General features: G+C 66.2%; 2 protein-coding genes and 4 pseudogenes. 2 read left to right on the forward strand and 4 right to left on the reverse strand.

What is annotated here, in order from left to right; translation table 11 throughout:
• The 4 genes and pseudogenes from ABZT03_RS40175 to ABZT03_RS40190 all read right to left on the reverse strand — a co-directional run.
• Positions 1–149: pseudogene (locus ABZT03_RS40175) on the reverse strand (IS1380 family transposase); the annotation flags it as partial.
• A 181-nt stretch (positions 150–330) separates the two neighbouring features.
• A pseudogene (locus tag ABZT03_RS40180) lies at positions 331–640 on the reverse strand (transposase family protein); the annotation flags it as partial.
• Positions 641–784: 144 nt separating this feature from the next.
• Positions 785–2,257: a hypothetical protein gene (locus ABZT03_RS40185; RefSeq protein WP_356048628.1), complete on the reverse strand. Its 1,473-nt coding sequence runs from the start codon at positions 2,255–2,257 to the stop codon at positions 785–787.
• 301 nt (positions 2,258–2,558) lie between these two features.
• A pseudogene (locus tag ABZT03_RS40190) lies at positions 2,559–3,053 on the reverse strand (transposase family protein); the annotation flags it as partial.
• 19 nt (positions 3,054–3,072) lie between these two features.
• On the opposite strand from ABZT03_RS40190, the pseudogene ABZT03_RS40195 reads away from it, so the two are divergent.
• Positions 3,073–3,423: pseudogene (locus ABZT03_RS40195) on the forward strand (IS3 family transposase); the annotation flags it as partial.
• Between the two features lie 1,222 nt (positions 3,424–4,645).
• Positions 4,646–14,140, forward strand: a 9,495-nt coding sequence (locus ABZT03_RS40200) for an amino acid adenylation domain-containing protein (RefSeq protein ID WP_356048630.1), incomplete at its 3' end; no start/stop codon positions are given.

The following is a 14,140-nucleotide window of genomic DNA, read 5'->3' on the forward strand; positions in this document are numbered from 1 at the left end:
CGCCACGGCGTCAGCGCCGCTGATATCGCGGTGTCCAGGCCGGACTTGCGGACTGTCTCGACCAGCAGCACGCCCCCGGCCTGCGAGACCACCGCGCGGCCGCCGCCCTCGATGCGGACACGCGGGTACGACCCGATACGCTTCTTCACCTGGAGAGTGCTTCTGCCCGTGCAGCCAACAGGACCCTAGACAAGTCCCATCGTTGCAGGTCAGGGGCACTCTCCGCTTATTTGATCAAGTATCGGACACCCCACCTCGTGAAAGGGCGAGGCTAGAGCGTGGGGCAGGGCGGGAAGGACGCCGAGGGGGAAGTAGACGCCGCTAAACATGGCCGGCCCGGTCGCTCTCGGCGAGGGTGCCGTCCAGCAGGACGAAGTCGGGGTCGGCCTCGCAGGACCTTCAGCAGACCCGGCGCTCGTTCGGCGAGCAGGTGGATGACCAGGCGTGGGCGGTGGACTCGCTGATCCCGAACCCGGCAGCGATCTTCGGTGACGTGCTCGCGCTGGTACACCAGTGGCACCATCGCGCGCTGAGAGGAGCGGAGCTTGCGTCGCCGGTCCCCCTCACGGGTGACGATGAGCATCGTGACCCGCTCCACGAGCGCATGGGGCAGGTCGAGTGCGGCAGGATAGATGACCAACGAGGCCCCCGAGCAGCGTGATTGAGACATCAGACATCTCGGTCATAGCCCGGGGGCCTCGCTCGTTGCGGCTCGCGGACCCTCACCTGATCGGTGGCCACCTCGAAGAAGCTCACTCCCAGGGATCAACCTCACTTCAAATGATCACCCCCTCCCCTTCCCCTTCCCCTTCTCCGTCCTCGCCGGGTGGTCCCTGCGAGAGGGCTGATACTGCGATGGTGGACCACCCGCCGACGACGCCGACGAGGCAAACCCCGACGGTGCGTACCGCGACTCAGCAGGATTGGCCGGATTCATCGAATAATTAACCCCGCCAGGGAAATCATCGACCCAAGGTCCCTGAGAAGATGCAGAAAACTCACTGCCCTGCGCAAGATGCATACTCGCCGGATTCTCCAGCGACGGGACCGCGGGTTCGATCGGATACGAAGACGGATACAGCGAATAACCCGCCACTTGCGCCGGATTCATCGAATAATTAACCCCGCCAGAGAAATCATCGACCCAAGGCCCCTGAGAAGATGCAGAAAACTCACTGCCCTGCGCAAGATGCATACTCGCCGGATTCTCCAGCGACGGGACCGCGGGTTCGATCGGATACGAAGACGGATACAGCGAATAACCCGCCACTTGCGCCGGATTCATCGAATAATTAACCCCGCCAGAGAAATCATCGACCCAAGGCCCCTGAGAAGATGCAGAAAACTCACTGCCCTGCGCAAGATGCATACTCGCCGGATTCTCCGGCGAAAATTCCTTGTCAATTTCCCATCTGTCATTGCCGAGGCGTTTCAGACGCAGCCCTGCCTCCTCCAAGGCCATCGCCTCCACGGTCCCCGCCCCACCCTCTCCAGCGAGGTCCGCCAGTCGGCTCCACATGGTCTTTTCGAATTCAGTGGCGCCTTCCGGCGCACGACCACTCGGCCAGTACCCCGGAGCCAAGACTCGTTTACTTATTCCGCCGGGACTGAAGAATTTACGCACGTTGTCGGCTCTTAGCTGATCTACGGCATCTACCTTGGTGGCATACGCTTCCGGGCGTGTCCTTTTTGCGTCAATTGCCCAGCGGCCATTATCGAGTTGTTTCACGGCCAGCCCTGCCTCCTTCAAGGCGTCAGCCTCCTTCGGCCCCGCACTAGCTTTAGGATTTTCTCTAGCGAGGTCGTCCAGCCGGCTACGTGTGGCCTTTTCGAATTCAGTGGCGCCTTCCGGCGCACGACCACTCGCCCGGTATCCCGGAGCCAGGATTCGTTTGCTTTTGTTTTTGTCGATACCGTAGAATTTAAGCACGTCGTCACGCTTTAGCTCATCTAGTGCATCCTTCTGGGCGTCCACTTCCCAGCGTGCCTTTTTTTCGTCAATTCTCCATTTGTTATCACCGTGTTTTTTCAGAGGCAGCCCCGCCTCCTCCAAGGCGATCGCCTCCAACGGCCCCGCACTAACTTTGTTCCTAGCAAGGTCGTGCAGCCGGCTCCGCCTGGACTTTTCGAATTCAGTGGCTCCCGGCGCGCTAGCGATCGGCACGTATCCCGGGGGCACGATGGCTTTTCTTTCGTCGAGACCGAAATAAAATTCACGGACCTCGGTGGCATGATCCTTATCTGTCCGTCTAGGCATGGAGCCCTCCATAGCAAGTCAGCGTCAACCTGATCCCACAACGCACCAGACGGCCCTGTGGTTCAATGCGCTGCGGAAAAGGGAGTCCCCGTCAGCGCCCCGCCGAGTGCCTGATGTATCCGGACCTGGGCAGGTTGGTGCTGGCGGCAGGCCCGGGAACGCAGGTGAACACGGCACCTGTGGATCATGGAGTCCTACTTGCTTGATGCGGGTCGGAGCTGGTCATTTGTTAGATCGACGGGCCCAAGGGCTCAGGGTATGGCTGTCATGGAGTCGCCGCTGGATGGCTTACTGAGCCTTTTCAGCGTTGACGCTCCACGGTGAGGACGGCAGCGGCGATGACCGTCATGCGGTTGGGGCTGCAGCGGGCTCTGCGGAAGACGCGCCAGGACTTCAGTCTCGCGACGCTTCGTTCGACCGGTGCTCGTGCCGCTGACAGGGCCCGGTTGATCGTCCGTTGGGTCACGGTGAGGTCTTGGTGCGGAAGACGTCTGATCGGCGTGGTCACCCAGGAGCCAGCCCCGATGTAGGCGCGGTCGGCGAGGATGGGCACGCCTTGGCGTTCGCAGATCCCGGTGATGCAGTGGGTGCGGGCTGCGGTCAGGTCGTGGGTGCGGCCGGGCAGTGCGGGCGAGATCCACAGCAGCTTGCCCGCAGGATCGGCGACGACCTGCACATTCACGCCGTGGCGGCGGTGCTTCTGGGAGAAGTCGGCCCGGCTGTCACCGACCCGGTCGCATTCGGCGAGCGTTCCGTCGAGCAGGACGTGATCGTGATCGGGATCCGTCTCCCGCAGGCCGACTGCGCAAGGCAGAGAAGGAATGGGAACTCGAGCGGGAGATCCTGCGCCGGGCAGCCGCCTATTTCGCGAAGGAGATGAAGTGAAGACCCGCCGCTGGGACTTCGTCTCCGCCCACGCAGAGGTCTTCGGCGTCCACCGGATATGCCGGGTCCTGCAGGTCTCGCGCTCGGGCTACTACGGGTGGCTCGCCGGCGCGAAGGCCCGCCGAGAGCGGCAGGCCGCCGACGACGCCCTGCTCGGGGAGATCCGCGAGATCCATACCGAGCACAAGGGCACCTACGGAGTCCGGCGCATCCATGCCGAACTGCGCGGTTTCGGGCACGCCATCAACCGCAAGCGCGTCGAGCGCCTGATGCGCCGGCACGGCAGGCCGGCGCGGGTGTCGCCGGTACGACACACCCGGCGATTGAACCCGCGGCGGTACGCACCCCGTTGTGCCCGATAGCCGGATACCGCGACACACCGGCCGATCGGACGGGAACCGGGAGACAGGAAGACCGGGACGCCGCGGCGGCACCCGGATCCGTTCGCCGACGACGCAGGAAAGGAAATCCGTACATGCCACGGACCAGTGGCTCGCACTTGGACAGCGAACGGTCCACCACATCCTTCACCACCGCGGGAAGCGACACGGCCGACGTCGGCGCCGCCGCCGCCACGCACACCGTGGCTCTCCAGAACAAGACGGACGGCCGTATCTGGGTCGGTAGCACTGTCAACGCCTATGGTTCTACCGCGCTCACCGGTCTGTTCGGTGCTGGACCCGGGCGGGTCGGCCACGCTCACCTCGCCAAGCGCGAGGGGGCGGGCACTGGCGCGGTCCGTTCTTCGCCCGCGAGGGCCGCGGCTGCGAGGAGGGCAGTACGTTCCACTGCACTGTCGGGGACTGCGGACCGTACGCTGACCACTGCTCCATGGGCCAACAGCCCACCGGATTACCGAGTTCAACTTCAATCCGGCCCACTCCCTGGCGCCCTGGTACGACGTCAGCTACGTCAACGCCGTCGCGGCACCCGTCACGATCACGCCCGGCGCAGCCGCTCCGCCGCCGAGCGGCGCATGCGCGCGGTCGCGGGCCGCGCGGAGGACGACATGATGTCCGTCTGCCTGGCCGACAGTCTCGTCAAGGACCGGGGTACGGGCACGCCGCTCGTGTGCGTCACCCCGGACCGGGATCACAGGACCGGCTACAGCGACGTGATCAACCAGAAGCGCCCCACCGCGTGCGCCTGGTCCAGGCGAGTCAGCCACTCGTGTGTGGCCGACCGCCGGAGGTTCACCCCGGCGGCCTCGGGCGTCGGCTTCTTTACGTCGTCAAGGAGGCTCATCGAGCTACAACCGGGCAGGGACGGGGCCGCCGAAGGGACTCGCCGCACGAGCCCCGGGACGCACAACCGCCCGTACTCCCCCGCTGCTTATTTCGATCTTCGTGAGATCCCTGTGGGTTTTTCTCGTACGGCTCTGGCAGCAGAGGTTTTGCCGAACCTGGCGGAGCGCGGCATTTGCGAAGTGCTCAATCACCACGTCGTTGCGGTCTCCGCTCCGAATAGGTCAGACAGAACTACTTGACTCACGGGAGGGTCAATATGGATACAGCGAACTCGATTCCGTGGGTTTTGTCGGGCCGCTCGGAGACCGCTTTGCGGCAGGAGGCCGCCCAGCTGGCTCGGTATGTCGAAGCACGGCCTGATCTGTCCATCAGCGATCTGGCTTTCTCACTCGCGACCATGCGGGCGACGTTCCCTCATCGCGGTGTTGTGCTCGGCGCCGACCGCCGGGAGCTGCTGGAGGGGCTCAGCGCCCTGTCGGAGGGGCGGTCCGCAGGGGGCCTGGTGACGGGGAAAGTCGCTTCCGGCGATGGCTTCGGTACTCGCGGTGTGGTGTTCGTGTTCCCCGGCCACGGCACGCAGTGGGTGGGGATGGCAATCGAACTGCTGGAGACCTCGCCGGTGTTCGCCGACTCGATGGCCGCCTGCGGGGCGGCGTTGGAACCGTTTTTCAACTGGCCGTTGCTGGACGTGGTGCGGGGCTATGCAGCCGCCACCCTGCTGGAGCGTACGGACGTCATCTCGCCGGTCGTGTGGGCGGTCACGGTGTCCTTAGCGGCGGTCTGGCGATCGTACGGCGTGGAACCAGCCGCCGTGGTCGGCCATTCGCAGGGAGAGGTGGCCGCGGCCTGCGTGGCCGGTGCGTTGTCCCTCGAGGACGGAGCGCGGATCGTGACCGCGGGTGCAACGGCGATCGTTGAGGGGCTCTCCGGTATCGGCGGGGTCGTGGCAGTGGGGCTCCCGGCCGAGGTCGTACGTGAAAGGCTGTCTCGTTGGGAGGGGCGGTTGTCCGTAGCCGCTGTCAACGGCCCGGCGTTGACAGCTGTGTCCGGTAGCGAAGACGCCCTGTTCGAGCTCATGGCCGAGTGGGCCGATGACGCCTATCTGGCGCCGATCAAGTCCGATTTCCCCGCCCATTCCGCGTTTGTGGAGCGGATAGAGGGGCGCACGAAATCGTTCCTGACGTCGATTCGGCCGCGGGCTTCCCACGTCCCGTTCTACTCCACGGTGACGGGGCACCAGTTGGACACCGAGACGTGTGACCCACACTATTGGTACAGCAATATGCGTGAACCCGTGAATTTCTATGGCGCGGTGGGTGAATTGCTCGCAGACGGGTTCGATGCCTTCGTCGAGGCGAGTCCGCACCCCATCCTGATCGGGAATGTTCAGGAGGCCGCTCAGACTGCAGGTTCTTCCGTAGTGGCGGTCGGCAGTCTTCGCCGGGGTGAAGGAGGCGCTGATCGGCTGCTGGTCTCAGTGGCCCACCTGTATACCGCCGGCGTTGAGGTGGATTGGACGGCCTTCTTCGACGGCGCCACCAGGGTGGAACTACCTGTGTCGGAAAGGGATTCCGACCAAGGGCGTCAGCCGCATGTTCAGCAGAATCCTTTCGGCGCACCGCGAGACGTCGATCTTGAGAAGCTCGTCCGGGACGAATGCGCGGCGGTTTTGGGGGTCGATAAACTGGACGACATCCAGCTCGACCGGACCTTCCTGGAGATCGGCTTTGATTCCGCGAAGCTCGTTGAGCTGGTGTTCCGGCTCAATTCTGCGACCGGCCTGGCGCTGACGAGCAGTACTCTGTTCGACTACCCGGGTCCAGCCCGACTCACAGATTTTCTGCTTTCGGAAGTGTCTGGGACGTCCGGTGCCGCCGATGCGGGACCGACGCCGATCGGCGCCGCGGAGGACGAGCCCATCGCGATCATCGGCATGGCCTGTCGCTTTCCAGGCGGTGTCGAATCGCCGGAAGGCCTGTGGGACCTGGTCCGGGAGGGCACGGACGCGATATCAGCGATGCCGACCGACCGCGGGTGGGGCGCGGAAGTGCTTTCCTCGGGGCGCGGCGGCGGCTTCATGGAGGAAGCGGCCGGGTTTGATGCAGGCTTCTTCGGGATCTCCCCGCGTGAGGCTCTCGCCATGGATCCACAACAGCGGCTGGTGCTGGAAGCGGCCTGGGAAGCGGTGGAGGACGCGGGGATCGTGCCCTCGTCGCTGAGCGGCAGTCGCACTGGTGTGTTTTTGGGGGCGATACCTCAGGACTACGGACCCCGGGCGCACGAGGCACCCGGCGACTCCGAGGGGTACACCTTGACCGGGACGACGCCTAGCGTGCTGTCGGGTCGCGTGTCGTATGTCCTGGGTCTGCAGGGACCGGCGTTGACGGTGGACACGGCGTGCTCGTCGTCCTTGGTGGCGTTGCATCTGGCCTGTCGGGCGGTGCGGTCCGGGGAGTGCTCGATGGCACTCACCGGGGGTGTCACGGTGATGGCTACGCCGGGGGTCTTCGTCGAGTTAGGCAAACGTCAGGGGCTGTCTGCGGACGGCCGGTGCAGGTCGTTCGCCGAGTCCGCAAGTGGTACAGGGTGGGCCGAGGGTGTGGGCGTGCTGCTGGTGGAACGGCTCTCGGACGCGCGACGGCTTGGGCATGAAGTACTGGCGGTGGTCAGGGGCACCGCGGTGAATCAGGACGGTGCGTCCAACGGCCTGACCGCGCCCAACGGTCTGGCGCAGCAGGGAGTGATTCGGCAGGCGCTGGCGAATGCCGGACTGTCCACGTCGGAGGTCGACGTGGTGGAAGCGCACGGCACGGGTACCTCGCTGGGCGACCCCATCGAGGCTCAGGCGTTGTTGGCGACATATGGCCGGGCCCGAACTGCGGACAACCCGTTGTGGCTGGGCTCGCTGAAGTCGAATATCGGGCATACGCAGGCCGCGGCGGGCGTGGGCGGCGTGATCAAGATGGTCTTGGCGATGCGCCACGGTCTGCTGCCGAAGACGTTGCACGTGGATCGGCCGTCGACGAAGATCAATTGGTCGGACGGCACGGTGCGGCTGCTGACCGAGCCGCGGGAGTGGCCGGACAGGGGGCATCCGCGCCGGGCCGGTGTCTCTTCGTTCGGAATCAGCGGTACGAATGCGCATGTTGTCCTCGAGCAGGTCCCGGCGGTCGAGCGGGACACCACCGCAGGTGACACCGATCCTGATCCGCGGCATCGGGCTGATGGCCGGTCGTTGCCGGTGGTCGTATCGGGGCCGACGGCGGCGGCGCTGGCCGGACAGGCGGGACGGCTCGCTTCGTTCCTGGAGTCCGGTGTGGCCGCTGCGGGGCCGGGCCTGGGTGAAGTGGCGCGCTCCTTGGAGAGTAGCCGCACGCTGTGGGAGCACAGGGCTGTGATAGTCGCCGACGACGACGCGGGAGCGGTGAAGGGGCTGCGGGCATTGGCGGCGGGGCAGTCGGCGCCGGGTGTGGTGACTGGTGTCGCGGGTTCGGGTCCGGTGGGCAGGACGGTGTTCGTGTTCCCCGGTCAGGGCACGCAGTGGGCCGGGATGGGACAGCGGCTGTGTGAGGCCGAACCGGTGTTCGCGGCACGGATGGCCGAGTGTGAGCATGCGCTCGCGCCCTATGTGGACTGGTCCTTGTCCGAGGTGGTCGGCCAGGTGGAGGGCGCCCCGACCTTGGACCGGGTCGATGTGGTGCAGCCGGTGACATTCGCCGTGATGGTGTCCCTGGCGACTTTGTGGCAGTCCTGTGGTGTGCGGCCGGACGCGGTGCTCGGGCATTCCCAGGGAGAGATCGCCGCGGCGTGTGTGGCCGGCGCGTTGTCGCTGGCCGACGCCGCACGCGTGGTGGCTTTGCGTGCTCGGACGATCGCGAGCGAGCTGGCCGGGCACGGCGGAATGCTGTCGGTGCGACTGCCCGAGGAACAGGTACGCAGAGACGGTCGGCTCCGGGCGGGCACTGTCGAGGTGGCCGCGCTTAACGGCCCGGCGTCGGTGGTGCTCGCGGGTGACCCCGACTCACTGGCGGAGATCCAGGCCGAATATCAGGCGCGGGGTGTGCGCGCCCGGATGGTCCCGGTCGACTACGCCTCCCACAGCGCGCAGGTGGAGGCCGTCGAGGACCAGCTGGCCGGAATGCTGGACGGTGTCGTGTCCGAACTGCCCGCTGTGCCCTGGTATTCCACGGTGGATGGTGGCTGGATCGCTGACCGGGTCGACAGCCGGTATTGGTACCGCAACCTGCGGCACATGGTCGGATTCGCGCCCGCGGCTCGGGACTTGGCAGAGCACGGGTTTCGGGTGTTCGTCGAAGTCAGCGCGCATCCGGTGCTGACCGTCGGTCTTCAAGACACCCTGGAGGACATGGGGGTGGCCGGTCTGGTGTGCGGAACGCTGCGCCGTGACCAGGGCGACTCGAGTCGCTTCGTGCACTCGCTGGCGGAGCTGTTCGTTCAGGGCGTCGAGGTGGACTGGACGCGTCTACTGCCGGCGGGGGCGAGCCGCAGAGTGGCACTGCCAACCTATGCCTTCCAACGGCAGAAGTACTGGGTGCACCCCGAGGTGCGGGCGGATGTGTCGGGTGCGGGGCTGGAACGGGTGGAGCACTCGTTGCTGAGTGCCGCGGTGGAGGATCCGGAGTCCGGCGGGACGGTGCTGACCGGACGGGTGTCGCTGGGTACACATCCCTGGCTGGCCGACTATGCGGTGGCCGGTGTGGTGGTGCTGTCGGGCGCGACGATGGTGGAGTGGGCTATCACGGCCGGCGACCGGGTCGGGCTCACCGCGGTCGAGGAGTTGGTGATCGAGACGCCGCTGCGGCTGCCCGAGATGGGGGCGGTGCTGATTCAGGTCCGGGTGGGCGAGGCCGATCGGGCGGAGCGCCGCTCCATCGGGATCCATTCGCGTTGCGACGGTGCGCACGGGGTCTGGACCCGCCACGCTTCGGGTTTCCTCGCCGCCGAGATCGGTTCAGCCGCGGTCGGCGACGCGGTGGATGTGTGGCCGCCTTCGGGTGCGTCGCCGGTCTCGGTCGAGGGGTTCTACGACACGCTGGCCGGGTGGGGGCATGAGTATGGCCCGGTGTTCCGGGGGCTGAGCACCGCTTGGGTTCGTGGGGCCGAATGGTTCGCGGAGGTCGAACTGCCCGCGCAGGCCGAGACCGCCGGGTTCGCTTTCCACCCCGCCCTTCTCGAAGCCGCACTGCACGCGGGTTGGCTCGGTGTCGGACCCGGTGCGGGCGTCCCGTCGGGTGACGACGGCGATGCGGATGCCGTGGTGCTCCCGCTGACCTGGAATCGGGTTGTGGTGCACGCCGTCGGGGCCAGGCGGGTGCGGGTTCGGCTCGTGCCCGGTGCCGAGGGGACGTCGGTGGAGTTGACCGACCCGCTCGGCATGCCGGTGCTGTCGGTCGGCTCCTCACTGAGCGCACGTGTCCCGGTCCGGCGGCTCAAGGACAGCGGGGAGCGTCGTGGTGATCACCAGGAAGGTGCGCTGTTCGCCATCGACTGGCTCGCTCTGCCCGCTGACGGTGGTATCCGGCAGCCATCGGTGGTTCCGGTTTCGGACGTGAGGGAGCTCTCCGAGGCGGCTCAGGCGGGTGGGGACACGCACTGGGTGCTGTTGTGCATGGATTCCGGCCAGGCGGATGTGAGTGATCCCCAGCGGGCCCGATCGGCGATCAAGACCACCTTGGCGGTTTTGCAGGCATTTGTCACCAATCCCGTGTGGGCGCCCTCTCGGCTCGTGGTGGTCACTCGCGCAGGCGTCATGGCCGGGGAGTGCGACGAGGACATGCCAGTCGATCCAGTGGCCTCCGCGGTGTGGGGGCTGGTGCGTACCGCCCAGGTGGAGAACCCCGGCCGGATCCTCCTCGCCGATCTGGATATTCCGGTGCGAGCCGGTTCCCCCAGGGCACGGGCGTCGGTGGTCGAGGCGGTGTCGAGGGTACTGGGCCAGGTGGCGGCCGCCGGGGAGTCCCAGTTCGCCCTTCGCCGTGGAGTGTTGTCGGTTCCGCGGCTGGTCCGGTCCGGCCAGACCGAGCCGACGCCATCGCTGGACACGGCAGGCACAGTGTTGATCACGGGTGGGACGGGGACGCTGGGCGCGGTGGTGGCGCGGCACATGGTGGCCGCGCACGGGGTTCGCAGCGTGGTACTGGCCTCGCGTCGTGGTGAGCGCGCGCCGGCGGCGGCCGGACTACGCAAGGAACTGGAGATGCTGGGAGCGCGGGTACGCACAGTGGCCTGCGACGTCGCCGACCGTCAGCAGGTGCGGGCCCTGGTGGCGGGCATTCCCGAGGAGGCTCCGCTCACCGCGGTGGTGCACACCGCAGGCGTCCTCGACGACGGTGTGATCGCCGCGTTGACACCCGAGCGGTTCGACGCTGTGCTCGGCCCCAAGGCGGACGCGGCAGTGTACCTGGACGAGGAGACCCGGGAGCTGGATCTGGCCGCGTTCGTTCTGTTCTCCTCTGTTGCGGGGGTGCTGGGCAGCGGTGGGCAGGGCAACTATGCGGCGGCCAACGCCTTCCTCGACGGGCTGGCCCTGCGGCGCAGGCGGGCCGGCCGTGCGGCGGTCTCGTTGAGCTGGGGGTACTGGGCCGAGGCCAGCGGCATGACCGGGCACCTGGGACAGCGTGAGTTGGCCAGGATGAATCGCATGGGGATGCGGGCTCTAGACTCCGATCAGGGCATGCGTCTGTTGGACGCCGCTATGGCCTCCTCCCGGCCGGTCCTGGTGGCGGCGGAGCTGGATACGGCGGCGTTGCTGGGGCGGGCTCGCGCCGGTGAGCTGCCTGTGATACTGCGTGGCGTGGTAGGCAAGGTCCGTCGAACGGCGCACACCACCGACACCGATGGTCCCTGGGTCGACAGGCTGGCGAGGCTGGAAACCGCTACGCGGCTGTCGGCGCTCACCGATCTGGTACGCGCCGAGGCCGCAGTCGTACTCGGTGTTGCCAACAGCCACCAGCTGGGGGTCTCGCAGGCGTTCAGGGAGGTCGGGTTCGACTCTCTGACGGCGGTGGAGTTGCGCAACCGGCTCACGGCAGCCACCGGGGTCGCGCTGCCCGCGACTATGATCTTCGACCACCCCTCCCCCGACGCCGTGGCCCGTCACCTCCTCGGCCAGCTCTACGGCGGCCCATTGACGAGGCCGACGGCGAGCCTCATGGAGCGTGCGGCGCAACGCACGGAACACCCGGCTACGGAAGGGCAACGCCGACTGTGGTTCCTTGAACATCTGAATCCTGGAACCGCCCGGTACAGCGTGGTGCTGAAACTCCGTACCACTCGCCCGCTGGATCACGCGCTGCTGATCAGGGCTCTGGAACTGACCACGCGCCGGCATGAGGCGTTGCGCACCAGGTTCGCCGTCCGGGACGGCCACCTCGTCCAGGTCGTGCGCGAAGACGGCGCGGTTGCGGTGGTGTTCGAGGACCTTTCGGCGCTCAGCGAGGATCAGGCCGAGGTGCTGGCCGAGCGGATCCGGCGTGAGGAACTGACGCCTCTCGACCTGAGCGGGCAAGCACTGCTGCGGTGCCTGGTGCTGGACACATCGCCGGATGAGCAGTACGTGTGCTTCACCATGCACCACGCCGTCACCGACGGCTGGTCCTGCGCAATTTTTCTACGGGACTTCTTTGCCGCCTGTCGTGCGATCGGCGAAGGCATGGAGTTCACCATGGCCGAGGCCGACCGGCACCTGGGTGACTATGCCAGGTGGGAGCAGAACAGCCTGCGGGAAGGCCGTTTCGACGAGGCTCTCGGATTCTTTCGCTCAGAGCTCGACGGAGTGCCCCGCCTTGAGCTGCCACGACGAGAGACGTCCGGCGAAGACACGGAGGCAGACGACGCCGTCTACTTCACCGTGCCGGCCTCGCTGTGGGGCGACGTGGAGGCACTGGCGGCGCGCCGGTCGATCACGCCGTACACAGTCCTTGTCAGCGCCTTCGCGGTGCTGCTCGCCCGCTACACGGGCCAGTACGATTTCGCGCTTGGCACGGTCTGGGCCAACCGTGAGCTACCGATCGCCGATTCGGTCGGATTCTTCGCGAATACGTTGCCGTTGCGGTGCGACATGTCCGGCCTCCCCTCGTTCGACCAGCTACTGCAATCGATGGCACCACGTATCCGAGGTGTACTCGAGCACCAGAGCGTGCCGCTGACCGAGATAGTCCGTGCCGGGAGTGGTCGACGCATCGGCGCCGAGAATCCTTTCTTCCGCGCCGCGTTCAACTACCTGAGTACAGGATTGCGTCTCGAGGATCACGGCGAGGACATGGGGATGCAGTCGATCGCCGCGAGTTCCTCCGGGAACGTCCGCGGAGCGGCCAAGTTCGAACTCGGGCTGACACTGCTCGCGGTCGAACCGGGCCCGGGCGGCGGGCTGCAGGGAGAGCTCGAGTTCTCGTCCACCGTGCTGGACCGGGCGTCGGCGGAACGAATGGCCGAAAATTTCCAGACACTCCTGACATCGATTGTACGCGAGCCGAGCCGAAGGATTAGTGAGTTCGCGCTGGTCGGCGGGGATGAACTGGCGTGGCTCGAAGAACGAAACGGTAAGGTTGCCGCAGTGGACCCGGCGACGGTTTCCGAATTGTTCGAGGCGCAGGTCGGGCGAAACCCTGGTGTGCCGGCTGTAATAATGGAAGATGTCGAGGTTTCGTATGCACGGTTGGAGGCGGCGTCAAATCGATTGGCGAGAGTGCTGATCGAGTCCGGCATAGGTCCGGAGAAGGTTGTGGCGCTGGTATTGCCGCGCTCGACCGAGATGGTAATCGCGGTGCTGGCCGTGTTCAAGGCCGGGGGTGTCTGTCTGCCGATCGACCCGCACTATCCGTCGGACCGCATCGCTTTCATGATGGCCGACGCCGGCCCAATCGTTGCGGTTACCGTCCACGAATGGGTCGGCACAGTTCCGGAGGCCGTTCCGGCAGTGGTGTTGGATGCCGCGGATACAGTCGCTCGACTACATGCGCAACCCGGTCGTAGGGTCACCGATGTCGATCGGCTCGGTCCGTCGCACGTGCTCGATCCGGCGTATGTCATCTACACCTCCGGATCCACCGGTGTGCCCAAGGGAGTGGCGGTGGGCCATGCCGGTCTGGTGAACCTGATGGCAGCCCAGCTCGACAACCTGATGGTCGGCGAGGGAAGCCGGGTACTGCAGTTGGCTTCCCCGAGCTTCGACATGGCATTCTGGGAATTCTGCACCGCGCTCGCTTCAGGGGCCACATTGGTGGTCGTTCCCGATGATCGCCTGCTTGTGGGTGACGCACTCTCCACCTTTATCGGTGCACACGGAATAACGCACGCAGTTGTCACGCCGGGCGTTCTGGAGACGATGACGGCAGAAGACGTACCCGGCCTCAAGTATCTTGTCGTCGGAGGCGAAGCGTGCTCGGGTGAACTCGCGGCGCGCTGGTCGCAGGGCAGGCGAATGATCAACGCCTACGGTCCCACCGAAACGACGCTGTATGCCACCATAAGCTCACCATTGCAGGCAGAATCCAGCGTTCCGCCGATCGGTGGGCCGGTGTGGAATACGCGAGTGTATGTGCTGGACGCTGGTTTGCGTTTGGTGCCGGTGGGTGTGGCGGGTGAGTTGTATGTTTCCGGGGCCGGGTTGGCTCGGGGGTATGTGGGGCGGCCAAGTCTGACGGCGTCGCGTTTTGTGGCCGATCCGTTCGGGGGTGTAGGTGAACGGATGTATCGGACCGGTGATGTGGTGCGGTGGCGGCCGGACGGT

The sequence above is a fragment of the Streptomyces sp. NPDC005574 genome (assembly GCF_040605435.1).
Classification (GTDB): domain Bacteria; phylum Actinomycetota; class Actinomycetes; order Streptomycetales; family Streptomycetaceae; genus Streptomyces.